Annotated in this window: 21 protein-coding genes; 3 read left to right on the forward strand and 18 right to left on the reverse strand. The window is 67.7% G+C overall.

Features of this window, described 5'->3' with window-relative positions; translation table 11 throughout:
* Nucleotides 1-92: 92 nt before the first annotated feature.
* Nucleotides 93-2,321: a hypothetical protein gene (locus KEG57_RS11605; RefSeq protein ID WP_272420056.1), complete on the forward strand. Its 2,229-nt coding sequence runs from the start codon at nucleotides 93-95 to the stop codon at nucleotides 2,319-2,321.
* Between the two features lie 57 nt (nucleotides 2,322-2,378).
* Here KEG57_RS11605 and KEG57_RS11610 read toward each other — a convergent pair whose 3' ends face one another.
* Both KEG57_RS11610 and KEG57_RS11615 read right to left on the reverse strand, forming a co-directional pair.
* Nucleotides 2,379-2,954, reverse strand: coding sequence for a peroxiredoxin (locus KEG57_RS11610; RefSeq protein WP_272420055.1), 576 nt, complete (start codon nucleotides 2,952-2,954; stop codon nucleotides 2,379-2,381).
* 58 nt (nucleotides 2,955-3,012) lie between these two features.
* Complete coding sequence (locus KEG57_RS11615) at nucleotides 3,013-4,353, reverse strand: hypothetical protein (protein WP_272420054.1); 1,341 nt, start codon at nucleotides 4,351-4,353, stop codon at nucleotides 3,013-3,015.
* A gap of 78 nt (nucleotides 4,354-4,431) precedes the next feature.
* Here KEG57_RS11615 and KEG57_RS11620 point away from each other — a divergent pair, with 78 nt between their 5' ends.
* Nucleotides 4,432-6,687, forward strand: coding sequence for a bifunctional salicylyl-CoA 5-hydroxylase/oxidoreductase (locus KEG57_RS11620; protein ID WP_272420053.1), 2,256 nt, complete (start codon nucleotides 4,432-4,434; stop codon nucleotides 6,685-6,687).
* Between the two features lie 3 nt (nucleotides 6,688-6,690).
* On the opposite strand, the gene KEG57_RS11625 is transcribed toward KEG57_RS11620, so the two are convergent.
* Both KEG57_RS11625 and KEG57_RS11630 read right to left on the reverse strand, forming a co-directional pair.
* Nucleotides 6,691-7,479, reverse strand: coding sequence for a class I SAM-dependent methyltransferase (locus KEG57_RS11625; RefSeq protein WP_272420052.1), 789 nt, complete (start codon nucleotides 7,477-7,479; stop codon nucleotides 6,691-6,693).
* Between the two features lie 35 nt (nucleotides 7,480-7,514).
* On the reverse strand, nucleotides 7,515-8,423 hold the full coding sequence (locus tag KEG57_RS11630) for a LysR family transcriptional regulator (protein WP_272420051.1): 909 nt from the start codon (nucleotides 8,421-8,423) through the stop codon (nucleotides 7,515-7,517).
* A gap of 108 nt (nucleotides 8,424-8,531) precedes the next feature.
* Between KEG57_RS11630 and KEG57_RS11635 the strand changes: the two genes are divergently transcribed.
* Nucleotides 8,532-9,194, forward strand: coding sequence for a YceI family protein (locus KEG57_RS11635; protein ID WP_272420050.1), 663 nt, complete (start codon nucleotides 8,532-8,534; stop codon nucleotides 9,192-9,194).
* Between the two features lie 277 nt (nucleotides 9,195-9,471).
* Here KEG57_RS11635 and KEG57_RS11640 read toward each other — a convergent pair whose 3' ends face one another.
* The 14 genes from KEG57_RS11640 to gabT form a co-directional block, all read right to left on the reverse strand.
* Entirely contained in the window at nucleotides 9,472-10,791 is a 1,320-nt protein-coding gene (locus KEG57_RS11640) for a DUF58 domain-containing protein (RefSeq protein WP_272458475.1), read from the reverse strand.
* 7 nt (nucleotides 10,792-10,798) lie between these two features.
* The gene (locus tag KEG57_RS11645) at nucleotides 10,799-11,764 is read right to left on the reverse strand and encodes an AAA family ATPase (protein ID WP_272420048.1); all 966 of its coding nucleotides are present in this window, start codon (nucleotides 11,762-11,764) and stop codon (nucleotides 10,799-10,801) included.
* Entirely contained in the window at nucleotides 11,761-14,109 is a 2,349-nt protein-coding gene (locus tag KEG57_RS11650) for a DUF4350 domain-containing protein (protein WP_272420047.1), read from the reverse strand. The genes KEG57_RS11645 and KEG57_RS11650 overlap by 4 nt, the downstream gene beginning before the upstream one ends.
* Nucleotides 14,106-14,906: a hypothetical protein gene (locus KEG57_RS11655; RefSeq protein ID WP_272420046.1), complete on the reverse strand. Its 801-nt coding sequence runs from the start codon at nucleotides 14,904-14,906 to the stop codon at nucleotides 14,106-14,108. Before KEG57_RS11655 ends, KEG57_RS11650 begins: the two co-directional genes overlap by 4 nt.
* Nucleotides 14,903-15,868: a stage II sporulation protein M gene (locus KEG57_RS55565; protein WP_272458476.1), complete on the reverse strand. Its 966-nt coding sequence runs from the start codon at nucleotides 15,866-15,868 to the stop codon at nucleotides 14,903-14,905. Before KEG57_RS55565 ends, KEG57_RS11655 begins: the two co-directional genes overlap by 4 nt.
* Nucleotides 15,865-16,641 (reverse strand): RDD family protein, encoded by a 777-nt coding sequence (locus KEG57_RS11665; protein WP_272420044.1) that lies wholly within the window; start codon nucleotides 16,639-16,641, stop codon nucleotides 15,865-15,867. Before KEG57_RS11665 ends, KEG57_RS55565 begins: the two co-directional genes overlap by 4 nt.
* Nucleotides 16,642-16,679: 38 nt before the next feature.
* The gene (locus KEG57_RS11670) at nucleotides 16,680-17,285 is read right to left on the reverse strand and encodes a Uma2 family endonuclease (RefSeq protein ID WP_272458477.1); all 606 of its coding nucleotides are present in this window, start codon (nucleotides 17,283-17,285) and stop codon (nucleotides 16,680-16,682) included.
* A 116-nt stretch (nucleotides 17,286-17,401) separates the two neighbouring features.
* Nucleotides 17,402-18,433, reverse strand: coding sequence for a serine/threonine-protein kinase (locus KEG57_RS11675; protein WP_272420042.1), 1,032 nt, complete (start codon nucleotides 18,431-18,433; stop codon nucleotides 17,402-17,404).
* Between the two features lie 10 nt (nucleotides 18,434-18,443).
* Entirely contained in the window at nucleotides 18,444-19,505 is a 1,062-nt protein-coding gene (locus KEG57_RS11680; protein ID WP_272420041.1) for an ABC transporter ATP-binding protein, read from the reverse strand.
* A 14-nt stretch (nucleotides 19,506-19,519) separates the two neighbouring features.
* Nucleotides 19,520-20,362 (reverse strand): ABC transporter permease, encoded by an 843-nt coding sequence (locus tag KEG57_RS11685; RefSeq protein ID WP_272420040.1) that lies wholly within the window; start codon nucleotides 20,360-20,362, stop codon nucleotides 19,520-19,522.
* On the reverse strand, nucleotides 20,359-21,285 hold the full coding sequence (locus tag KEG57_RS11690) for an ABC transporter permease (RefSeq protein ID WP_272420039.1): 927 nt from the start codon (nucleotides 21,283-21,285) through the stop codon (nucleotides 20,359-20,361). The genes KEG57_RS11685 and KEG57_RS11690 overlap by 4 nt, the downstream gene beginning before the upstream one ends.
* 10 nt (nucleotides 21,286-21,295) lie before the next feature.
* Nucleotides 21,296-22,453 carry an ABC transporter substrate-binding protein gene (locus KEG57_RS11695; RefSeq protein ID WP_272420038.1) on the reverse strand — a complete coding sequence of 386 codons (1,158 nt, stop codon included), beginning with the start codon at nucleotides 22,451-22,453 and terminating at the stop codon, nucleotides 21,296-21,298.
* A gap of 29 nt (nucleotides 22,454-22,482) precedes the next feature.
* The gene (locus tag KEG57_RS11700) at nucleotides 22,483-23,934 is read right to left on the reverse strand and encodes an aldehyde dehydrogenase family protein (RefSeq protein ID WP_272420037.1); all 1,452 of its coding nucleotides are present in this window, start codon (nucleotides 23,932-23,934) and stop codon (nucleotides 22,483-22,485) included.
* Complete coding sequence (gene gabT / locus KEG57_RS11705; RefSeq protein WP_272420036.1) at nucleotides 23,931-25,259, reverse strand: 4-aminobutyrate--2-oxoglutarate transaminase; 1,329 nt, start codon at nucleotides 25,257-25,259, stop codon at nucleotides 23,931-23,933. The genes KEG57_RS11700 and gabT overlap by 4 nt, the downstream gene beginning before the upstream one ends.
* Nucleotides 25,260-25,271: the final 12 nt, after the last annotated feature.

A 25,271-nucleotide genomic window follows, 5' to 3' on the forward strand; every position in this document is an offset into this window, starting at 1 on the left:
TGACGTCGCCAAGCCGATGACGGTGAATCGGCCCACGTTTCGAGCGTCATGACATTGCCGGTGCCGAAAAACCGTGGCAAGAGCGTCTCTACGTGGCAAGAGCGCCCTTCATTTTCAGCGATTATCGTGGCCTCGTTCAGCTCAAGCTGGAGACGGCCGAGGACCTCGCGCAGATCCACGCGCTCCCGGCGGCCCGTTGGTCCTCGACGAGCGTCCCCATCGACCAGCTCCTCTGCGACGAGGCGCTGCTCCGGTACGTCGACATCGACGGGAACGGGCGCATTCGCGTGCAGGAGCTGCTCGCCGCGCACGATTGGCTGCGCGCCCGCCTCCGGAACACGAGCCGCATCGCCGAGCGGACCGATACCGTTCACCTCGACGACCTCGACCCCTCGCAGCCCGACGCGGCGCGCCTCCGCGCCCTCGCGAAAAAACGCATCAAGGCGAGCGGCCAGGCCGCCCGGCCCGGGGCGACGCTCTCGCTCGCCGACATTCGCGCGTTTCGCGACGGATATGCGCGAAAATCCCCGAACGGGGATGGTATCGTGGCGCCCACGCAAATCGAGGACGCGGCCCTCGCGCGCCTCGCGGCGCTGATCATCGAGGCGACGGGCGGCGTGATGGATCTCTCGGGCGAGGTGGGCGTGAGCGTGGCGAAGCTCGACGCGTTCCTCGCGCTCGGCCACGCGGCGCTTGCGTGGGAGGCGGCGGGCGCGCTCCGCACGGGCGCGGAGACGAGCCTCGTCTTGCCATTCGGCGAAGCCACCGCGGCGGCGTTCGAGGTCGTGGACGGGCTCGCGGGCAAGCTCGACCAATTCTTCGCGCAATGTGATCTGCTGGGACAAGGCCCGGTCGCGGAGGATCGGCTCGCCGTCAAGCCGGAGCGGCTCGCGGCGCTCGACGTGAACGATCCCGCGGCCATCCGGGGCTATTTGCGCGAGGCCGCGCTCGGGCCGCCGGACCGCTCGGGCGTGCTCGACCTCGAATCCGGGGTGAATTCGCTCTTCGCGGACGAGGCGCGGCGGCTCTCGGTCGAGGTCTTGCCGCGCGCGCTCGGCGAGCCGGGGCCCGTGCAGAAGCTCGATCGCAAGGGCTGGGAGCGGGTCCGCGCGCTCTTCGAGCCGTATCGAGCGTGGCAGTCGAAAAAACCCGCGTCCTTGCCGGGCGGACTCGCGGGCGCGGAGCTCCGCGCCTTGCTCGAAGGGCCCTTGCCCGCGGCGCTGCGCGCGCTCGTGAACGAGGACGAGAAGGCCTCGGCCGAGCTCGTGGGGCTCTCCGATCTGGAAAAGCTCGCGCTTCTGCAGCGGTGGATCCTGGATCTCGCGAACAACATGGTGAGCTTTCCGGCGCTCTTTTCGGCAGGGGGGCGGTGCCTGTTCGAGGTCGGCACGCTCGTGCTCGATGGCCGCGAGATCAACCTCTGCGTGCGCGTCCTCGACAAGGCCGAGCACCGGCCGATCGCGGAGACGAGCAACATCTTCGTCGCGTACGTCGAGCTTTCGCGCAAAGAGGGCGACGAACGGAAGACGATGCACGTCGCCGCCGGCGTGACCTCGGGCTCGCGCCGCGGCATCGCCGTGGGCAAGCGCGGTGTGTTTTACGATCGCGACGGCAAGGAATGGGACGCGAAGGTCACGGACGTGATCGTCAAGCCCATTTCCATTCAAGAAGCCGCGCTCGCGCCCTTCGTGAAGCTGCGCGACTTCGTCGGCGACAAGATGACGAAGCTCTTCGGCACGAAGCTCGAGGCCATGGAGAAAAGCGTCTCCGATCGGGTCGACGCGCAGCTCACGCCGCCGAAGAGCCCGCCCGCCGCGCCGCCCCCGCCGCCGGTCGCGCCCGTCGCGCCGCCCCTCGTGGCACCGGGGGCGCAAGGATCGATCGTGGGCGGCGGCATCGCATTCGCGGCCGTCGGCTCGGCCGCGGCGTTCGCGTTGCAGACGCTTTCGAATACGAACCCGCTGAATGCCCTGCTCGCCGTGGCGGGCGTCGCGCTCGGGGTGATGACGGTCTCGGGTTTTCTCGGCTGGCTCAAGCTCCGCAAACGTGACGTCTCGGCGCTGCTCGAAGCATCGGGCTGGGCGTTCAACGTCCGCATTTACCTCCGGCGTAATCTGAGCCTCCGTTTCACGCGCGTGCCGCCATTGCCGCGGGGCAGCGTACGCGAGCTCCGCGTCCTGCCCGTCTTCGTCTCCGGCGAGGACCGGCCGCCCGTGGGCCGCATCGTGCTCGTGCTTGCCGCCGTCGCGCTCGGCGTATCGCTCGCGTGGCATTACCACGGGATGATCGTGGCATGGCTCCGCCATTTCTTCCCGATCTGACTTCTTCGTCTTCGCGGCCCTGCCCGGGCTCGGCATGCGCCGAGCCCCTTTTTCATATCAGCTCTTCGCGGCGGCGATCACAGTCGAGGCGTGCTCTTTCGGATCCACCTCGAGCCACACGTGCTTGATCTTCCCATCTTTCCCGATCAAGAACGATTGCCGTGCGGCGAACGAGAGCCGCGTCGGCACGCGGAACGCCTTGGTCACGGCGCCGTCCGTGTCCACGACGAGCGGGAACGGCAGCTTGTATTTCTCGATGAACGCCTTGTGGCTCTCGGCGTCCTGCGTCGAGACGCCATACACCTCGAGCCCGGCCGCCTGGATATCGGCCCAGCCGTCGCGCAGGCCCTGCGCCTCGATGGTGCACCCCGGCGTGTCGTCCTTCGGATAGAAATACACGAGGACCTGCTTGCCCTGAAGGCTCGACAGCTTGACCTCTTTGCCGTCCGTGAGCTTCAGCGTGATGTCGGGCGCGGCATCCCCCACCTCGAGGGGCTTGGACTCGTCGGCGGCGTGAGGGTTCGCCGCGGCGGCCGGATCGGCCTTCGTTGACGCGGGCTTGTCGTCCTTGCAAGCCGCGAGGCCGAGCGCGGCGATCACGAGAAACGGGAGGAGGCGGGGCGATCCGTTCATGGGCGGCAGGATGGCAAAGTCGTGAAGGCGCCGCAAGGGCGCCGTTCCGGCCGTCGGATCAAGGCTTCTTGCCGGGCTTCGGCTTCGGGGGCGGCAGCGTCGTGAGCGGGCGCGTCGTCGGCATGTAGCCGCCGAACTGCTTGTCGAAGCGCCACAGGATCTCGATCGCCCGTGGCGTCTCCTCGTCCGCATACTCGCGGGGCACGCCTCGCATGCCGAACCAATCGAATTTGTCCGAATGAATCTCGTAGACCTTCTCCCAGCGACCGACCCCCGTCTCCGCGTTGAACGGATACGAAATCGAGCCGTCCTCGGCCACGGCGACGACCGACCATCCTGCCTGAAAGCCCGCGGCGTCGAGCTCGTTCGTCTGCGAATAGCTGAAGACGTGAATCTGCTTGTTTCGTTCGACGATGCCCATCGGCTCCTCCCCGATGTCCGCGACGTCGATGACATCCACGAACGCGCCCCCCTTGAAGACGGCGACGGAGGGCAAAACGGCGGACGTATATCCGATCTCGACATCGCCGAGCGTCCGCTGGGGCACGTAAAGAGGGGACTCCGAGGTCACGACGGAGGAGGTGTCCTTGCCTGGATGACGGACCGTCTCGATATGGCCCGGGTCCGCGGGGGAATACGACAAGCCGAGCGGCTTTCTCTCGGCGAGATTCTGCCGGTAGACAGCGGCCCGTAGCTCGGCGTGCGGCTCGAACGCCACGGGTTCGGGCGCGGTGACGTCGATCCATTTTGCTCCGTCGATCTTCGGGGGCGTGGAGGTCGTCGCGGCGATCACCTGGACCCGCGCCCCGGGGATCGGCGCCGCCGACGCGCGGGGATACGCCGCGACGGGGATCCGTGCCTCGATGGTCATTGCGCGCGGCGTGAATGCCATGGTCGTGACGGAGTGCGGGACCGGGACGAGCGCGCCGCTCTCGCTCACCTGAAAAAGGCCACTCTTGTCGAGCCGGAACATCCGCACGAATCGCGCCTCGTGCGCCTCGACGCCGGACGAAGAAGCGGGCGTCGAGGGAGGAAACCCAAAGGCGAGCCAGATCCCGTCTTTCGAGAGCTCGGCGAGCTCCGCCGCGACGAATGCGCCGTCCTTCGTGAGCGCGAACGCGAGGTGCGAGGGTGCGCCGGCCGGAGGCTGATTCCCCTCGGGCGGCGGCAGGAGCGAACCCCACTCGGCGAGGTTGCCGTCGATCAAAACGTTCGCGGGGAGTTTGTCCGGGGCCCTCACGCTGACGAGTGGCGAGGGCTCGCGGGGCGCGGGTGCGGACGCGACCGCGGACGGCTCGGGCGACGGCACGGGTTTGCCGTTGTTCTGTGCGGTCGGCGCAGAGGCGCACGACGCCGACAGCGCGGCAAGCGAGGTGGCGAGCACAACGCACCGGGTCATGGCTCCAGCGTCTACCATACCCCTTGACGTCTTCGCCATCGTGGTCTCCCCTCCGCGGCAGGAACCGGAGGATCGACGGTGAAGATCACGTGCATCGGCGGCGGACCCAGCGGCCTCTACCTCGCCATCCTGGCCAAGAAGCGCGACCCTTCGCGCGAGGTCGTGGTCCTCGAACGCAACCGGCCGGACGACACGTTCGGCTTTGGCGTGGTCTTCTCCGACGCGACGCTCGACAACCTGGAGGGCGTCGACAGGCCCGTCTACGACGCGATCCGGAGGAGCCTCGCGCACTGGGACGACATCCACACGTTCTACCGCGGCGAGCGGCTCGTCTCGACCGGGCACGGCTTCAGCGGTCTGTCACGCCAGCGCCTGCTCGCCATCCTGCAGGCTCGCGCCGAGGAGCTCGGCGTCGTGCTCCGGTTCGAGCACGAGGCCACGGACTTCGAGGCGATCCGGCGCGCGAGTGATCTCGTGGTCGCGGCGGACGGCGTGAACAGCGCGGTGCGGAGCCTGTACAAGCCGCAGTTCGGCACGCGCATCGACGGGCGGCCGAACCGCTTCGTCTGGCTCGGCACGACGTTCCCGTTCGACGCGTTCACGTTCTACTTCGACGAAAACGAGCACGGCCTCTTCCGGGTGCACGCCTATCGTTACGAGCCCGAACGATCGACGTTCATCGTGGAGTGCCGCGAGGAGACGTGGCGCCGCGCCGGGCTCGATCGGGCGACCGAGGACGAGACGCTCGCATACTGCGAGAAGCTCTTCGCGCCGCGCCTCAAGGGGCACCGGCTGCTCAAGAACAAGAGCGTCTGGCGGAGTTTTCCCACGATCTACAACGAGCGGTTTTCCTGGGAAAACGTGGTCCTCGTGGGGGACGCCGTGCATACGGCGCATTTCTCCATCGGTTCCGGGACGAAGCTCGCGCTGGAGGATGCGATAAGCCTCGCGGACGCGCTCGATACGCACGCGCGCCTTCCCGACGCGCTCGCCGCGTACGAGGCGGATCGGCGGCCGAAGGTGGAGACGCTCCAGCGCGCGGCGCAGGTGAGCCTGGAGTGGTTCGAGAACACCGAGCGATACATGGATCTCGAGCCGCTGCAGTTCAATTTCAGCATGCTGACGCGTAGCCTGCGCGTGACGCACGAGAACCTGAAGGTGCGGGATCCGGCGCTCGTGCGCGAAGTCGACGCGTGGGTCGCGGCGAAGGCGGAAGCGCAATCGGGCGTGCGGATCGAGAGCAAGGAGCCGCCGCCGCCGATGTTCACGCCGTATCGACTGGGCAAGCTGCTCCTCGACAATCGCGTGGTCGTCTCGCCGATGTGCCAGTATTCGGCGGAGGACGGCGCGCCGAACGATTGGCATCTCGTGCACCTCGGCAGCCGCGCGGTCGGCGGCGCGGGGCTCGTGATCGCCGAGATGACCGACGTCAGCGCCGAAGGCCGGATCACGCCCGGATGCACGGGCCTCTACCGCCCGGGCCACGTGCCCGCGTGGCGGCGTGTCACCGATTTCGTGCATCAGTTCTCCACGGGGAAAATCGGCGTGCAGATCGCCCACGCGGGCCGCAAAGGATCGACGAAGCGGATGTGGGAGGGCATGGATCAGCCGCTCGAATCGGGCGGATGGCCGCTCCTCGCCGCGTCCGCGATTCCGTATCTGCCGCATAGCCCCGTGCCACGCGCGATGGATCGCGAGGACATGGACCGCGTGAAGGCCGATTTCGTGACGGCGACGAAACTGGCCGACGAGGCGGGCTTCGACCTCGTCGAGGTGCACATGGCCCACGGGTATCTGCTCGCGAGCTTCCTGTCGCCGATCACGAACCGGAGGACCGACGCATACGGCGGCTCGATCGAGAATCGCCTGCGGTTCCCGCTGGAGGTCTTCGACGCGGTGCGAGCGGCCTGGCCGAAGGACAAACCGACGAGCGTGCGTATCTCGGCGACGGACTGGGCGCCGGGCGGAATCACGCCGGAGGACGTGATCAAGCTCGCCGTGGCGCTGAAGGAGCACGGGGTCGACATCGTGGATGTATCGGCGGGGCAAACCGATCCGTCGGCGCGGCCGGTGTACGGGCGGCTCTTCCAGACGCCGTTCAGCGAGCTCGTGCGGCTCGAGGCGAAGGTGCCGACGATGACCGTCGGCAACATCCAGAGTTATGCCGACGTGAACAGCATCATTGCCGCGGGACGGGCCGATCTCTGCGTGCTGGCGCGAGCGCACCTGTTCGATCCCTACTGGACGCGGCACGCGGCGGCGGAGCAGGGATACGTGATGCGGTGGCCGAACCAGTACGGATCGGTGGAGCGGTACGTGCCTCGAATGAAGTAGGCGTCATCCCCGGCGGCGCACGAGCGCGAAATAACTCGGAAGCGCCTCGATTTCATCGGGCGTTCGCAGCGGTAGCGTGTACATGACCGTGGGGCCGCTCTCCAGGATTTCCCATGCGGCGCCGGGGAAGTATTGGCGCACCTCGGCGTCGCCGAAGCGCGACGGCGGCCTTACGCCGGCGGCGACGACCCTGCGCACCGGCTCGGGCATGTACGTCGGGGTCGCGCCCTGCAGCACCATGTGATCGAGCGGATCGCCGTCGATGCTGCTCTCCGATAGATAAAGCACGCCCCGCGCGCCGAGCACGTCGCGCATGTTTTCGATCGCGACGGCGCGGCGCTTCGGATCGAGGACGTGGAGGACGCCGCGCATGAAGGCATTGGCCTCTCCGAGCTCGTCCACGAGCCATCGGAGCGCGTACGGGACGCTGACGTCGGCGACGTGGAAAGAGAGATTCTCGATCCCGGCAGACTCCTCGCGCGCCATCTCGATAGCGTGGCTCGATACGTCGAGGCCGACGACCTTGGGATACTGCGCGGCGAGGAGCCGCGAAAACCTGCCATTGCCGCAGCCGATGTCGATGACGGGGAGGTCGACCGCGAAATGCGTGGTGACTCTTTTCAGGATCTCCTCGATTTCACGAGGATCCTCCGTGTCCCAAAGCACCTCCCCGTGGTTCCCCGTGCGCCGGATGCCGCTCCAGAAGCGGTCCCACGCCTTCGCCGGATCGCGGGGCGCGCGTGCGGCGTACGAGAGGAGCTGCGGGAGGAGAAGGTACTTTTTCCAGGGCATGGCGAGAAAACGATAGGGCGAGCGGGAAGCGTAGACTATTCGTCGCTCGCGCTACGGAACCGCTGGACCACGTAATCCACGAACGCGCGCACCTTCGTCGGCATGTGCCTCTGGTACGGGTGCACCACGAAGACGTTCGTCTCGCCAAGCGCGTGCTCCGGCAAGACACGGCGCAGCCTGCCCGCCTCGATGTCGGCCGCGACATACGACAAGGGCAGCCGCGCGACGCCGATGCCGTCGAGCGCCGCCTGGCGCAAAACGGCGATGTTGTCGGTGATGAGGGTCCCAGTGACGGGCACGACTTGCGTGCGGCGGCCGGGGCATCGAAAGGACCACTCGCGCCGGACCGGCGAGAGGCGCAGGCAATTGTGGTGCACGAGATCCCGCGGGGAGACCGGCCTCCCGCGACGATCGAGGTAATCGGGCGACGCGCAAACGATCATCCGCACGGAGCCGATGCGGCGCGCCACGAGCGCCGAGTCTTCGAGGGTGTCGGCGACACGAATGGCCACATCGTACCCCTCCGCGACGATGTCCACACGGTGCTCCGAGAGCGAGAGCTCGATCACGAGGCGCGGATATCGCTCGTGCAGCTCGCGCAGGATGCTCGGAAACTGCAGGATTCCCGTACCCACCGGTACGGTGACGCGCACGAGGCCCTCGGGCTCCGCCGACGCGCTCTCCAGCACGCCCTGCGCCTCGTCCGCCGCGGAGACGAGCCGCGCGCAGGTCTCGTAGAGCCGCGCGCCCTCCTCCGTGAGCGAGAGGCGCCGCGTGGTGCGATGCAAAAGCCTGACGCCGAGACGCTCTTCGAGCCCCGAGATCCGCGCGCTCACGACCGACTTGGAGAGGCCGAGGAGCGCCGCCGCGCCCGTGAACGAGCGCGCCTCCACGACCCGCGCGAAGACCGCCATGGAGACCACATCGTCGAGCGCCGCCGTCATCGATTGTTCGCCCTGGCGAACAGTGTTACCCGAGCCGCCCCCCTAATCAAGCGTCCGTTCGGGGCGCATGGTACAGCCTCGATACAACCCCGAAGGGACGATCCGACCATGCGCACGATTCGATTTGTCGTTCTCGCCGCCGCCGTGCCCGCTCTGCTCTCGCTCGCGGCTTGCGAGGACCCGGCCAAGGACAAGCCCAAGGCAACCGTCGCTCCGGCCTCGTCGGCGCAGGCGGAGGCGAAGCCCGCGAACGCCGCGGCGGTCCAGGAGACGCTCGACGTCGACGCCACGGCCTCGTCGGTCGGGTTCATCGGCTCGAAGGTGACGGGCAAGCACGAGGGCAAGTTCGAGAAGCTCGCCGGCAAGATCACGCTCGCGGACGGCAAGGCCGAGGGCGGCAAGATCTCGTTCGAGGTGGAGACGGCGTCGGTCAAGACGGACGCGGCCGACCTCGACAAGCACCTGAAGAACGCCGATTTCTTCGATGTCGAGAAGTTCCCCAAGTCGACGTTCACGTCGACGGAGATCAAGGCCGGCGGCACGAACGGCGCGACGCACACGGTCACGGGCGATCTCGATCTGCACGGCGTGAAGAAGTCGATCACGTTCCCCGTGACGATCACGATCGCGCCGGACGCCGCCACGGGCACCGCGGAGTTCTCCATCAACCGCAAGGACTTCAACATCACGATTGCGGGCAAGCCGGACGACCTCATCCGCGACGACGTGCTGCTCAAGCTCACGCTGAAGGCGCCGCGCAAGAAGGGCTGAAAGGCCCGCTTCCCCTCACCCGCCCGACAATCGCTGATTTCCGCGGTGTTTTGCCGTTGTTCCGCGGGAGCTCCCCCCTGCCGCACCGTTGTTCTGGCCGGCGTCGACGGCGTGAATCGTTGTTCGACGGGTCGACGTCGGCTGACGTCGTTGAAAGCCTCCATCAAGCCCCCGAGGCGTCGTGAAGGAGCGGGATGGCGTACGCGGCGCGCGCGTACGCTGCGAGGGGGTCCGGGAGGCGTGGGACGACGATGCCGGGCGGGGCCCGCGGCCGGCATTACAGCAGGTGCCGGGCCTTGATCTCGAGGTAACGATTGATGAGCGCGGGCGTGAGGTCGCCGGGCGCGACGTCGAGGACGAGGGCGCCGTGTTGTTTCAAGCGGCGCACGAGTTTATCGCGAAACGAGAGGATCTCGGCGGCCGCGCCGCGCAGGTAGGGGCCGACGCCGGAGAGCGCCGCTGCCTCGCCCGCATGGCCGAGCGCGAGGGCGTCGACATCGACGTCGCGCAGGAGCACGAGGAGCGGCAAATGGCGGGGCATGAGCCCACGCATGAGCTTTTCGAGCTCGGCGGCGGCAACCTCGTCGACGACCTGCGTGAAAAGGACGACGAGCGTCCGTTTTTTCACGCGAACCGCGAGCGCTTCGAAAGCAGCCCGGTAATTCGTGGGGGCGAGGTCGGGCTCGATGTCGTAGCCGGCTTGCATGATCTTGCGCGTCGCGCGGGCGCCGCCCGTGAGCGGGGCATACGCGAGGATCTCCTCGGCGAAGGCCATCATGGAGACCTTGTCGCCGCCGCGGGAGGCGACGTGCGAGAGCATGAGCGTCGCGTTCAGCGCGTGATCAAAAAGCGAGAGGTTCGCGAACTCGGCCGTCATGAGGCGGCCGGCGTCGATCAGAAAGACGACGTTCTGGTCGCTCTCGAGCTGGTATTCGCGGGCAATGAGCTTTTTGCGGCGCGCCGTGGCCCGCCAGTCGATGCTGCGATACTCGTCCTCGCGGCGATACTCGCGGAGGCGCGCGAACTCGCTCTCGCCGCCGAGGCGGCGTGAGGCACGCACGCCGGCAGGATCGCGGTCCTGCCGCGCGAGGAGCTCGTATCCGCGGACGGCTTCGAGGTCGGGGTACACCTTGACGGGCGAGCGCGCGGAAATGGGGTACTGGCGAATCCAGAGGCCGAGGGGCGAAGGATAACGGACGTAATGGTCGCCGAGGACGTGGGCGCCGCGGCGGGAGGGCGTGACGCGGTACTTGAGGGTCGTGTGTCCACGCGGCGGGAGGTCTGCTTCGAGGGGGAGCTCGTCGCTCTCGGACGAAGGAAAAAGCTCCTCCTGCACGTGGACGTGGAGCTTGCGCCGGGCGAGGGAGCGGACGTCGAGGGAAATGACGTTTGGCCGGCCAATTGAGAGCACGGCCGGGGCGCGGCGGACGACGGAGACCAAACGGCGCCGCGCGAGCAAGGCGTCGAGCAGCGCGAGCAGGACGATCGCGGTGTCTGTGAGGAGCATGGGGAGGATCAATCCCCGGTCGAGGAGCGTGAAAAAAGAGAGGACGAGCGGCCCCGCGAACAGGAGGACGAGCGCGCGCGAGGGGACCATGTCGAAATCAGGCCGCCGTGCGCGGGACCTTCGCCTCGCGCAGGATGTCTTCGACGCAATCGTCGGCGCTCGTGCCTTCGATCTCGGCGTCGGGGTGGAGGATCAAGCGGTGGCGAAGGACGGCCGGGGCGAGCGCCTTGACGTCGTCCGGGGTGACGAAATCGCGTCCCTCGCTGGCGGCACGCGCGCGCGCCGAGCCAAGGAGGCCAATCGATCCGCGCGGGGAGGAGCCGAGGTAGACGGCGCGGTGGGCGCGGGTGCGGGCGACGATGTCGGTGATGTATTCGAGGATGCCGTCGTCGACGCGCACGGCGCCGAGGGCCGCGCGCATGGCGAGGATCTCGTCGGCGGAGGCGATGCGCTCGATACCCGCGCGATCGAGCTTGGCGGCGGAGAAGCCGTCGACGTGGTGGCGAAGGATCTGCTTTTCGACGGCGGGTCCGGGGTAACGGACGTGCAATTTGACGAGGAACCGATCGAGCTGGGCCTCGGGCAAGGGATAGGTGCCCTGCGATTCGACGGGGTTTTGCGTGGCGATGACGAGAAAAGGCTCGGGCAGAGGGCGCGTGACGCCGTCGGTGGTGACGGCGAGGTCCTGCATGGCTTCGAGCAAGGCGCTTTGCGTCTTCGCGGGGGCGCGGTTGATTTCGTCGGCGAGCAGGAGCTGTGTGAAGACCGGGCCCTCGTGGAAGACGAAGCGGTCCTCTTTCTGGTCGAAGACGTTACCGCCGGTGACGTCGCTCGGCATGAGGTCGGGCGTGAATTGAATGCGGCGGAAGCTCGCGCCGAAGACATGGGCGAGGGTGCGGACGAGCAGCGTTTTCCCGAGGCCGGGGACGCCCTCGATGAGGACGTGGCCGCCGGCCAGGATCGCGAGGAGCGTGGTGTCGATGATCTCGTCCTGGCCGAGGAGGACCTTGCCCGCCTCGCGGCGGATGCGATCGAAGGTGTCGCGGAAGAGGGACAGGTTCATGCTTTTCGGGTCTTCTTGCGGGAGCGCTCGCGGGAGGTCTGGGCGAGGAAATGGTCGAGGTGGCGCATGACGGCGAAATCGGACGCGGCCTGGGCGCGGTCCTTGCCCCGCGAGCGGCCGCGGGGCGATACGTCGCCGGAGCGGAGGGACGCGGGGGCCGCCTCTTTTTGTGCCTCGGTGGCCTCGACGAGGACGTGCATGACTTCGCCCGTGGATTTGCCGACGCGGACGCCGATGGCCTCGGCGAGCCCGGATAGCCCCTGCCGGCCCTCGCGCGGGACACGCTCGCGGAGGCGCTCGACGGCCCACGCGGCATAAAGGCCGAGGGCGTGGCGCGAGACGCCGGCGCGGGCATACGCGAGGCCGAGGGCGCGGACGTGATCGGCGAAGGCGCGGCGACGATTCGCGGGCGGGTCGCGCAGGACGCCGAAGGCGCGGCCCTGCCAGAGGAAAAAGAGGCCGAGGAGCAAAAGAAGCTGGAGGAGAATGGGCAGGAGGCGCGCACGGCTCAGGGTTTCGAGCGGCGTGTCGGCGCCGAGGGAGGTCCAGGCGTCGCAGAGCTCGACTTCGCGGTGGAGCGGGCGGAAGAGGGAGATCAAAAAAGCCGCGTTGTCGCCGGCCGTCAAGGCGACGTTCGTGAAGAGTTTGTCGTCGGCGAGGACAATGACGCGGCCGTCGCCGAGCTGCTTGAAGGACGCATAGGCGCCAACGCCACGGCCTACCATGCGATCGGCATCCGTGAGCGTGAGCGCTGGCCCGCGGGGAACGGCGAGGAAGATTTCGCCGAATTGGGATTCGTAGGTCGAGGCGGGAACGACCGCGCTGTCGACGAGTTGATCCGGTTCGAGGGACGCGCCGGTCCAGCCGGGGAGGCCTTGCACGCCCGCGAGGACGAGATCACCACCCGCCTCGACCCACGCTTGCAAGCGGCGGAAATCGGAGGCCGAGATGTCGAGGTCGGGCAGAAGGACGAGCGTCGCTTCGTCCTCGTCGGGCAGTTTGTCGAGAGGATCGCGGCGATGGCGGAACTCGATGCCATAGGCCGAGAGCATGGCGCCGATCGCGTGCGTGCCCGAGGGCGAGGTGTCGCCGCGGAAGACGCCGTCGGATTCGTCGAGCGCGGCGACGCGGCCGCAAGAGACGGTCGCGGAGAGGCCGAGGATCACCACGAGAATGCCGAGGGCGCGCGAAACGATGGGGACGACGCGGTCGTGAATGCGGGCAAAGGCCTCGGCCGAAGGCGCGCGGGAGCCGAACTGGACGCTCTCGACGTCGGCGACGATGTTCCGTACGTCCGCGGCGATCTCGGGCCGCTCGCGGCGCAGGGTGCGCACGTAATCGCCGTTCGTGCGGGAGGCGTGGATCTCGATGATGCCGTCGCCGTCGAGGCGCCGGAGGAGCGCGGCATAGACGTCATCGATCGCAGGGCCAAACGCGCCGCGCTGGGCCGCCGCGCGGGCGCGGGCGAGGAGACGGGCGACGTCGGTCTCGACGGGGCCGCGGGGCACCTGTCGTCGCTCGCCCGGGGCATTCTCGGGGCGGTCCTCGGGCGGAGGCTCGTCCTCGGGCGCGTCGCGCTCGGAGAGGACGTTTTTCAGGACCATCCACGCGATGAAGGCGAGGAAGCCGCCGAGCAGGACGAAAAAGAGGAGGCGCGCGAAGCCGCTGGCGGCACTGCTGACGGCCGGATCCATGGGCTCGGGCGGCGGCGGGGGATTCGCGGGTCTTGGTTCAGCCTGCCCCTTCCCTTCCCCGCCGCCGGGATTCTGGCCGGGCGCGTCGCCGGGTTTGCCCGGGCCGGCCTCTCCGCCGGGTTTGCCGGAGCCGTCCTTTCCGCCGGGATTGCCCGGACCGGACGCATCCCCACTGCCATGTTTGCCTTGTTCGCCGCCGGGCTTGTCTTGACCCGCTGGGCCCGAGCTTGCGCCATCTCCGCCGCCGCCGGGCCCGCCGGGTTTGCCCGGCTCGCCCGCGCCTTCCCTCCCGTCGCCGGAGGCGCTGCCGGAGGATCCCTCGAATCGGCGGACAGCCGTGCGATCGTCGCGGCCCGAGGAGCGTCCGGCCAAACAGCGGGAGCCCGCCTTGCAGCTCGGGGAGATGCCGGCCGGAGGGCCGCCTTTTTCGATCGGCGCGGGCGGCTTGCGGCAGGCCGCGGGCAAAGAGGGGCAAGCCTCGCTGGTCTCGCCGACGAGGGGGCAGAAGGCGCGCTCGCCCTCGCCGAGGGGATAATCGTCCTCGTGGCAAAACCGGTACCGCTCCGATTCGAGGACCTCGCGGACCCGATCGTCGGCGTTGTATACCGGGCTCGCGCCGAGCGCCGAGAGGAGGAGGACGAACTTGATCACGCGGCCCTCCTGCGCTCCTGTTCGGCCCGAGCGCGGATCGCCGTGAAACGAAGCTGGATGTCCCAGCCGTCCTCCCGCGTGCGGGTGTCGATGTAATAAAGGAACCGCGCCGTGGCGACGAACGGTACGGCCAAGAAAAACCCGGCGAGGGCGGCCGGCGAGCCGCCGTCGTCGAAGAGCCAGCCGAATGGACGGCCGAACTGGAGGAGGTCGTTCACGAGCCCGTCGAAAAGGAGCTCTGCCGTGAGGACACCGCCGAATCGCGCGCCGAGGAGCATGAGGAGGACGAGGAACGCGTCGCCGGTGCGCATCGAGACGAGCCGCTGGGCGCGCTCATGCGCGCGCGAGCCGGAGAGGCCTTCGAGGAGGCAGGCCTCGTCGAGGAGCAGGAGGCGAATGCCGACGAACGGCAGGAGGAGAAAGAGCGCGAGGGAGCCGATCAAGAGGCCCAGGATACGAATGAAGAACGAGCCGAGCAGCGCGCCGAATCGCTTGCGAAAAAGAGCGAAGACGGCGCGCGGGGTGATGGTGGGCGAAAAGATGATCTGGCTGACGGCGACCGTGAAGAGGGCCTCGACGAAAGGCACGGTGAGGAAGGCCGCGAGCCAGACGAGACTCCAGGGGGCGTCGAGCGCATACCGCAGCGCGAGGCATCCGGCGAGGAGCGGGACGATGGCGAAGAGGGTGAGGCGCGCGTAAAGGGAAAATGCGAGGGAGAAGCAGAGGCGAAACGCGAGGTCCATGACCTCGGTGAGGTTGCGGGGGCGCAGGACGATCGCGGAGTCGCCGAGGTTCAACGGGCCCTCCCGCGTTCACGGCCGGCGAAGAGGAAATAAGCCGTGACGAGCAAAGAAAAGAGGGTGGCGACGGCCCATTTGACGGGCGGCGGCGCGCCCGAGGGGGACCAGAATCCCTCGATGCCCGCGGCGATGAGCAACATGACGGCCGCGCCCACGACGAGGCGGACGATGTCGGGCGCGCTCTCGCGGAGCGAGCCGAGGCGCGTGCGGCCGCGGGTGATGACGAGGGAATACCCCATGCGGAGCCCCGCCGCGCCCGCGACGACGATGGCCGTGAGCTCGAAGGGCCCGTGGCCGCACATGAACGTGCCGATGTTCCGGCCAAACCCGGCCCCGGTGACCCAGCCGGTCACCATGCCGATGTTGAGGCCGTTGTAGATGAGGTAAAAGACGCTGCCGAGGCCGAAGAAGATGCCGGTCGCGAAACAACGGAACGCAATGCCGACGTTGTTGCGAACGTAAAACCCGGCCATCGCGGAGTCGGCCCCCTCGCCGCGGCCCTCGTCGAAGCCCTTCGAATACATGTCGGCCATGCCGTCGAGCATGCTGCGCGGGAGGATCTGCGAGGCGGCGTCGGGGACGAAGAGGGCGAGGACGATGCCAATGGCGCAGGGGATCAAAAAAAGCGCGGAGGAGAGGGCGAAAAACGAGGCGTTCTTGCGGAGCGTGCGCGGGAAGTCGCGCGTGAGGAGGGACCAGAAGGCCGGGATGCGGAAAGGCTCGGCGCCATAAAGAGCGCTGTGCGCGCGGCCGGCGAGGTTGTCGAGGTACGCGACGAGGTCGGGCGTGCAGCGGGCGCGGCAAAGGACGAGGTCACCCGAGAGGGCCCGATACAGCGCGGCGGCGCGGGAAATGGAGGGGCCGTCGAGGTGGTGGAGGGCCTCGGCGCGCGAGACGAGGCTTTCGAGCTCGCGCCAATCGGCATGACGTGCCGCGACGATCTCGTCCTGGCTCCTCACAGAGGCCTCCTGCGCTCGCTGGCGCGCGCGTGAAGCAAAGCGAGGAGGCGCGCGGAGTCCTTGTTCCGGATCCCCATGCGGTTCGCGAAGATGGGCGCGACCATGGCCGCGAGCTCTTCCTCACGCGCAGGGCCGAGGCCTGCTTTGCGGCGGAGAAAGAGCTCGATGGCCTCGAGCTCGTCGCCGGAGAGCGGGAGGCGTTGCGGGAGGCTCGAAAGCTCCTTCGGGGTGGGCGGAGGGTCGATGCGGAGCGTGGTGGCAACGGCGCGGCGCTCCTCGACGATGACCATGGTGCCCGCGACCATGTCGCCGAGGCGCCGAAAACGGCTGTCGCGGGCCATCGCGACGAGGCCGATGGCATAACCGAAGGGGAGGAAATCGGCGGCGCGGAGGAGGTTGCGGAGGAAGCTGTCACCAATACGCAAGGGATGGCCGTGGACGGAGACGACCCGCAGATCGAGCGCACGTTTGCCCGGGGTGCGGCCATTCCAGGCGATCTCCCAGAGCGTGTAATACGTCCACTCGAGGAGAAAATAGATGACGAGGAGGAGCCCGACGGAGAGGCCTGCGACGGCATCACCGACAGCAAGGCCGCCCAGGAGCGCGAAGATGGCGAAGACGACGAGGACGGCGCCACGAATGAGCCAGTCGAGCGCCCAGGCGACGACGCGGCGAGCTGGGCCGGCGACGGGGTAATGGAACCGCACGTGCTCGGGCGTCTCGATCTCCGCGGTGGTGTCGATCGGCTGGAGGCGTCGTGCAGGCTCCGCCATGGGGCGGATGACATCACATCACGAGAGAGGCGTGGGGGTCAAACGACGTCGTCGTCGCCTTTGGTTGCGGCTTCGCGCGCCGCTTGTTCCTCGGGTTCTTCGCCGACGATCCATGCGACCTCGGTCCACAAGGCATCGAGGTCGAGCTCGAGTCCTTCACATCCAGGGAGCCTCAGCTTTCCCTCGGAGACGGAGGCATCGAGGACGTAACGACCATCCGCGCCGAGCTCGTAGAGCTCGAGCACTCGCGCTTCCGGGTCGATGAGCAGGTAGAGCTTGACACCGAAGCGGGCGTACTCCGAGCGTTTGTCCAGTCGATCACGCCGGACGTCGCGGGGACGCGGGGAGAGGACCTCGACAACGAGCCAAGGCGCGGTGCGGGAGAGAGAGCCGCGTCCGAGACGCGTCCCGGGGGCGTACATGGAGACGTCGGGCTTGCGGCCGCGTGTCTTCGAAACGCCGAGCTTGTGCTCGGAGCCAAGAACGGGCGCGCGACGCTCGGCTCCCCAGAGGCCGAGGATGCGGATGAGCCAGGCCACGACGGCCTCGTGCGGGTTGCTGGGCACTTCTTCCTCTTCCAGATGGCCATCGACGAGCTCGCCCGGCTCGTCCTCGTCCATGTCGGCCCATTCCTCGAGGGTCATGGGTTCCGGAGGGAGGATCTCAGCGGTCGCGAGAGAGCGCATGAGTGCAGTGTACCACGCAGAGAAAGCAGGGCACCACCGCCCTCCCGAAAAAAGGGCGGTCTGGATGTTCCCGGTCAAACCCCCGCAGCGTGGAGCGCAAGCACGATCGCCACGACGAGCAGCAACGCGCCAACGACATACAGCAGAATGGTCCGCGACCTCGCCGGCGCCACGCTCGGAAGGGCCATCGCCGCGGCCGTCGGCGCGGCGGCGGGCGCGGCCACGGGCGCCGCGCGTGTGTGCGGCGGGAGGGGAATGCCGCGCTTCTTGAGCCAGTCGCCGAGCGCTTCGTACATCTCGGCGGCGGTCTGGAAACGGGCGTCGGGATCACGCGACATGGCGCGGCGAATGATCGCCGAGAGCTCGGGATCGAGCGAAGGCAGGTGCGTCTCGGGCGGCGGCGGATCCTGCGAGACGACGCGGAACGCGAGCTCGACCGCGTTTTTCACGTCAAACGGGACCTTGCCCGTGACGCTTTCGTAGAGGATGACGCCCGCGGCATAGACGTCGCTACGCGGGTCGACCTTGTCGGAGCTGCGGATCTGCTCCGGCGACATGTACATCGGCGTGCCGACCATGGCCCCGGTACGCGTCAACGCCTGTCCCGCATTCGTGAGCTTCGAGGCGCCGAAATCGAGGATCTTGAGGAATCCGCGGCCCTCGGGGCCCGGCACGAGGAAGAGGTTCGCCGGCTTCAAGTCGCGGTGCACGATGCCGAGCTCGTGCGCCTTCGAGAGGCCGGCGAGGAGCTGGAGGACGAGGGAGACGGCCTCCTCCGACGGGAGCGGGCGGCGCTTGCGCAAAAGGTCGGCGAGCGTGCCGCCGTCGAGGTATTCGAGAACGATGAATCGTCCCTCGGGCGTAGCGCCCGCGCCATACACGTGGACGATGTGATCGGAGCCGATGCGGCTCGCGGCCTCGGCCTCGCGCTCGAATCGCTGGACGATCTCGGCGTTCTGGGAGAGCTCGCGATGCAGGATCTTCACCGCGACGCGATGGCCACGCACGTCGTCGATGGCCTCGTACACGGCGCTGACCGCGCCCTCGCCGAGGAATCGCACGACACGAAAGCGCCCCGCGACGAGATGACCAGGCTCGAGCTCCATGATGATCCCGTCAGGTCTCCAGGACGACGGCGCTCTTGGGATTCCAACCCACGACGACCGAGGTGCCATGCTCGATATGGCCGTGCGTGGCCGGCGGCTCGGTCGCGACGACACGCTCGCCGCCCGCGAGACGCACGACGGTCTTCCAGACGGAACCGACGAAAACGGTCTCCTCGACGGTCCCGGGGAGCGCGACGCCCTGAATTTCGCCGTCGTCCGCTTTGCGTACGGAGACCATTTCGGGGCGTACGCTCAAAGAGATGCGGTGGCCGGCTTCGAGGACGGCGTCGGGCTCGATCGGGATGCGCGCGCCGCCGAGGGAAAACGCGTGCGCGGAGCCATCACGGAAGACCTCGCCCGCGAGGAGGTTCGTCTCGCCGATGAAATCGGCGACGAAGCGGGTCTTCGGGCGGTTGTAAATGGCGACGGGCGCGTCGATCTGCTCGATCCGGCCGCCGTTCATGACCGCGACGCGGTCGCTCATGGTGAGCGCCTCCTCCTGGTCGTGCGTGACGTAAACGAACGTCATGCCGAGCTTGCGCTGGAGGCTCTTCAGCTCGAATTGCATCTCCTTGCGGAGCTTCAAGTCGAGGGCGCCGAGGGGCTCGTCGAGCAGGAGCACGGAGGGGCCATTGACGATCGCGCGCGCGACCGCAACGCGCTGCTGCTGGCCGCCGGAGAGCTCGCGCGGCTTGCGCGCGGCGAACGCGTCCATGCGCACCATGGCGAGGACCTCGGCCACTTTGCGCTCGATCTCGGCCTTGGGGAGGCGCTTCTGTTCGAGGCCATAAGCGACGTTCTGGCGCACGCTCATGTGCGGGAAGAGGGCGTAGCTCTGGAAGACCGTGTTGACGTCGCGCTTGTAAGGCGGGAGCGCGGAGACCTCGCGGCCGTCGAGGTAGATTTCGCCCGAAGTGGCCATCTCGAAGCCGCCGATCATGCGGAGTGTCGTGGTCTTGCCGCAGCCGCTCGGGCCGAGGAAGGTGAGGAATTCGCCCTTCTCGATGGATAGATCGAGCGATTTGACGACCTCGACGTCGCCGAAGCGCTTGACGACCTTGCGTAGCTCCACGATGCCCAAAACGATTACTCCTTGTCGCGGCCGCCGAGCGCGGTGCCGAGCAGGATGAGGCCGATCGATCCGGCGAAGACGAGGGTCGAGATCGCGTTGACCTCGGGAGAAATGCCCCGGCGCATCATGGCCCAGATCTGAATGGGGAGGGTGTTGTCGCCCGCGATGAGGAAAAACGTGACCGGAATCTCGTCGAGCGAGAGCGTGAACGAGAGGAGCGCCGAGCCGATGATGGCCGTCTTGATGTTCGGCAGGATGACCCGGAAGAACGTGGTGAGCGGCGGCGCGCCGAGATCCGCCGAGGCCTCTTCGAGCGATGGATCGAGGCGCCGGAGGCGGGCATAGACCTGCGTGAGCGTGATCGCGATGAGGAACGTGCCGTGGCCGATGAGGACGGCGAGGAGCGAGACAGGGACGCCAATGAGCGGAAAGAAGCTCAACATGGCGACGCCCGTGACGATGCCCGGCAAGGTGAGCGGCAAAAGGACGATCCGTTCGAGGAGCCGTTTGCCCGGGAACTCGTGGCGCGCGAGCGCAATGGCCCCGGGGACCCCGAGGAGGAGGCCGATCGAGGTGCCGCCGAGCGCGACGAGGAGGCTGATGCGGAGCGCCGACACGAGCTGCTCGTCCTCGAGCAGCATGCGATACCAGCGGAGGGAGAAGCCGCGCATCGGGAAGACGTTCACCGCGTCGGGGTTGAACGAATACACGACGACGACGACCATCGGCAGGTAGATGAACGCGAGGACGAACGCCGCCGCAGCGCCCACGAGGAGCGTCGGCAGATCGATGCGGGGGTTTGGGGGCAGAGCTCGGCTTGTCCGAGCGGAGCCCCCATGCGTAGACTGACGCGTCATCGCGCGCCTCCGAGGCGGCCGCGGCCCGATTCGAGGCTGGCGAACGATTTTTCGACGCGGGACGTCGTCTCCAGGAGCAGCACGACGACGACGAGCAGGACGATTCCGACGACGGAGCCGAGGGGACGATCGTTCGAGGTGCCGAAGAGGTTCTGCACGACGTTCGAGATCATGAGGTTGTCGGTGCCGCCGAGCAGGACGGGCGCGAGGAAATCGCCGAGCGTCAGGACGAACGCGAACGTGCCGCCCGCGATGACGCCGGGCAGCGAGAGCGGGAAGACGACGCGGAAGAACGTGGTCAGGCGACCGGCGCCGAGGTCCTTCGACGCCTCGACGAGCGAGCGGGGGATCTGCTCGAACGCCGTGTACACCGGCATGAGGACGAACGGCGTGTAGATGTGGACGAGGCCGATGATGATCGCCCATTCACTGTAGAGAAAGGCCTCGACGGGCGCATCCGTGATCTTCGCCCATTGCAGGAAGGAATTCAGGATTCCTTCGCGGCCGAGGATGATCTTCCACGCATACGCGCGGACGATGTAGCTCACCCAGAGCGGGACGATGATGAGGCTGTAGAGCAGCTCCTTCCCGCGGCGCACCTTGAACGCGATGAAGTACGCAAGCGGCACGCTGAAGAGCACGGAGAGGCTCGTGACGGTCAGCGCGATCTTGAAGGTGTAGAGCAGCGTGCTCCGGTAGAGGGTCTTCGTGAAAAAGGCCTTCCACGGGTCGAGCGTGGGCTCGAGGACGACGTTTCCGAGATCGTCGGATCCGAGGAAGCTCTGGAAAAACAGACCCAGGTACGGCAGGACGAGGAAGCAGAGCAGCCAGAGCGCAGGGGGCAGGACGAGGAACAGGAGCGCCCGCCTCTTCGGCGGGGTTTGCGTGTGTACCGTGGCCTTCGCGGCGGGCGCCGTATCCATGCTCGTTCGCCTACTTCGCGCTCTTCACCTCGTTCCAGAGCTCGTTGTACTTCTTGCGCTCCTTCACGTATTGCCAGAAGTTGAGGCGCTTGAAGTACGTCTCGCCCTCGGTGACACACGGGCTCTTCTTGAGGTCCTCGGACATGTGCTCCTTGGCCTTGGCATTCGCCACGCAATACCCGCCCGTCGCCTCGAAGACGAGCGCCTGGGCCTTCGGCGTCGTGACGTAATCGAGGTACGCGAGCGCGAGCTCCTTGTTCTTCGACGACGAGGTGATCATGAGCCGATCGATCCAGCCCGTCGCGCCCTCCTCCGGAATCACGCCCTTGAGGTTCAAGCCCTCCTTGTTGAGCGTGCCGACCGTGAGCGGCCAGCCGACGGCCAGGACGACCTCCTTGTTCTTGAAGAGATCGTTGAGCTCACCCGCGGTCGCCCAGTACTTGCGCACCTGGGGCTTGAGCTCGACGAGCTTCTTCTTCGCCTCGGCAAGCTGCTCGTCCGTCATGTTGTAGAGCGCCGCCGGGTTCGACTTGTCGAGCCCCATGATCTGGCCGACGAGATAGATGTTCGAGATGTCGTCCCAGAGGGTGACCTTGCCCTTGTATTGCGCGTCGTAGAAGACCTTCCAGCTCTTCGGCTCCTCTTTCACGACATTCGCGTCGTAAATGAGGTAATCGGGGCCCCAGGTGAACGGGACGCCGTAGAGCTTGCCGTCCTTCTTGACGTCGTCGAGGTTCTTCAGCGCGTCCGCGAGGTCGCCCCAGCTCGAGATCTTCGAGGTGTCGATGGGATCGACGAGGCCGCCCTGCATGAGCGTGTACGCGACGTCCGAGGACGGCGAGACGATATCGTAGACGCCGGGGCTCGACTTGAGCTTCGCCACGAGCTCGTCGCTCGAACCGAAATACGTGCCCTTGACGGTGACGCCGTATTTCTCCTCGAACCCCTTCGTGAACTTGGCATCGGCATACCCCTCCCACGCGAGGATGTTCAAGGTCTGACCCTTGAACTTCTGGGCAGGGTCGGCCGGCTTCTGCGCCGCGGGCGCCGCGCTGCCCGTCGGCGCCGCGCCCTCCGGCTTCTGTTCACCCGGGCGGCCACAGCCGAGCGCCGCGATCCCGAGCACGGCGAGGCCCGCCGCCGATACCCACGAAGACAAACGAATCATCGCGAATCCTCCAATCCCCACGGACGGGTCTATCCCCGGTACGAAATGACGGTCTTGCGCTCGCTGTACTCTTCCATCGCGTAACGGACGCCCTCGCGGCCGAGGCCAGACTCCTTCACGCCGCCATAAGGCATGTGATCGGCGCGATAGGTGGGGACCTCGTTGATCATGACGCCGCCGACCTCGAGATCCTCGGCCGCACGACGCGCGACACGCAAGCTGTCGGTGAAAACGCCCGCCTGGAGGCCGTACTTGGAACGATTGACCGCCTCGATGGCCTCGCCGACGTCGCGATAGGTGAGCAGGTTGAGCACCGGGCCGAAGACCTCCTCGCGCACGATCGCGAGCGCCTCGCCCGGACGATCGATGACCGTCGGCTGGACGAGGTTGCCCTCGCGTTTGCCGCCGCAAAGGACGTTCGCGCCCGACTTCTGCGCTTCGTCGATCCACGTCGTGATGCGCTCGGCCGCCTTGCCGTCGATGACCGGGCCGACGAGCACGCCCTCGGCGCGCGGATCGCCGGTCTTGATGCGAGCGACCTCCTCGATCAAGAAGCCGCGGAACGCCTCCTCGACGCTCTCCTCGACCCAGACGTTTTGCACGGAAATGCAGACCTGGCCGGCATACGCGAATGCGCCGTACGCGACGCGGGAAGCGGCGCGGACGAGGTCGGCCCCGCTGTGGACGATGACCGCAGCATTGCCGCCGAGCTCGAGCACGGTGCGCTTGCCGCGCGCCATGCTCTGGATGCTCCAGCCGACGGAGGCGCTGCCCGTGAAGCTGACGACGCCGACACGCGGGTCACGAATCGCGCGCCCCGTGACCTCGTTCGGCGCGGTGATCGTCTGGAGCGCGGCGAGCGGGATGGTCTCGCGGCTCTCGGAGACCTCGTTCGCCGCCGCCTCGAAGACCTCGGCGAGGAGGCGGACCGCGCCCGGGGTCTGCGGCGCCGGCTTGACGAGCACGGGCGCGCCGATCGCGAGCGCAGGTACGACCTTGTGCGCGACGAGGTTCAGCGGGAAGTTGAACGGCGTGATCGCGAGGACGGGCCCACGCGGGACGAAGAGGCTCGTGCCCGGCTCGTACGCGCGGCCCGCCGCGTCGATGTCGACGGGGAAGACCTCGCCGCCGTAACGCTTGGCCTCCTCGGCGCCGACGATGAAGGTGGTGATCGCGCGGGACACCTCGGCGTCCGCGAGCGCCGCGGGTTTGCCAGCCTCGTCGACGATCGACGCGACGAACTTCGCCCGCTCCTCGTCGATCCGTCGCGCCATCGCGGCGAGGAGGCGGCTGCGCAGGTACCGGCTCGTCTTGCGGAAACGTGTCTGCGCGGCCTTCGCAGCGCAAAGCGCGCGCTCCATGAGCGCGTCATCCGCCTCCTCCGCGACCGCGACGATGCGGCCGCTGTAGGGGGACTTGATGGTGTGCGTGCGGGACGACTCCCGCCACGCGCCGTCAATGAAGAGCAAGTGCCGGCTCATGCGCTCCTCCCGAGTTCTGCGAGCCCCGCTTCAAGGACCACGAGCCCTTCGTCGAGCTCAGTGTCTTCGAGGGTGAGCGGCGGGGCGAGGCGAATGACGTTGCCGTACGTGCCAGCGCCGAGGACGACGACGCCGTGCTGATAACAGTACTTCGCGAGCGCTTGCGCCGAGGCCTTGTCCGGCTCCCGCGTGTGGGGATCTTTCACCAGCTCGATGGCCCGCATGGGGCCGATGCCGCGGACGTCGCCGATGATCGGGAAACGCTCTTTCCACGCGAGGAGGCGCGCGCCGATGGTCTCGCCGACGGCGTGGATGCGCTTCAAGAGCGCGCCGCCGTCGGCCTCGAAGCGATCGATCACGGCGAGCGCGGCCGCGCAGGCGACGGGGTTTCCGCCGAACGTGCCGCCAATCGCGCCCTCGATGGGCGCATCCATGATCTCGGCGCGGCCGACGACCGCGGAGATCGGCAGGCCCGAGCCGAGGCCCTTCGCGAGCGTGACGAGGTCGGGCTCGATGCCGTAGTGCTCGCACGCGAAGAGCTTGCCGGTGCGGCCGAACCCGGTCTGGATCTCGTCGACGATGAGGACGATGCCGTGCTGCTTGCAGAAGCTCGCGAGCTCTTTGACGAAAGCCACGGGCGCGTCGATGAAGCCGCCCTCGCCGAGGACGAGCTCGATGACGACCGCGGCGACGTTGTTCGCGCCGACGTGGTGCAGGACGAGCTCGGAGAGCTCGCGCATGGCCCACGCGGAGGCGTCGGGCTCGGGCGAGCGGTAGGCGTAGGGGAACGGCGTACGGTAGACCTCGGGGACGAACGGCGCGAAGCCCTGCCGATAACCGACCTTGCTGGTCATCGTCATCGCGAGGAACGTGCGGCCGTGGAAGGCGTGGTCGAAGACGACGACGCCCTGCCGCTTCGTGTGGGCGCGGGCGATCTTGACGGCGTTCTCCACGGCCTCGGCGCCGCTGTTCGCGAGGAAGGCTTTCTTCGCGAAGGCGCCGGGCGTGATGCGGTTCAGGCGCTCGCAGAGCGCGACGTAGCCCTCGTACGGGACGACGTTGAAGCTCGTGTGCAAGAACCGTTCAGCCTGCGTCTGCACGGCCCGCACGACGTCCTCCGGCGTGTGGCCGAGGTTCGCCACGGCGATACCGGAGGCGAAATCGAGCAGTCGATTGCCGTCGACGTCCTCGATCACCGCGCCGTGCGCCTTCGCCACGAAGATGGGCGTCCCATGGAACGGCCCCCGGGCGACCGCCGCGCGGCGCTGTTCCATGAGCGCCCGGCTCCGAGGCCCCGGGATCTCGGTCTTCAATTCGATCCGCATGCGGTCTCTCCC

It is taken from the genome of Polyangium jinanense (genome assembly GCF_028435365.1).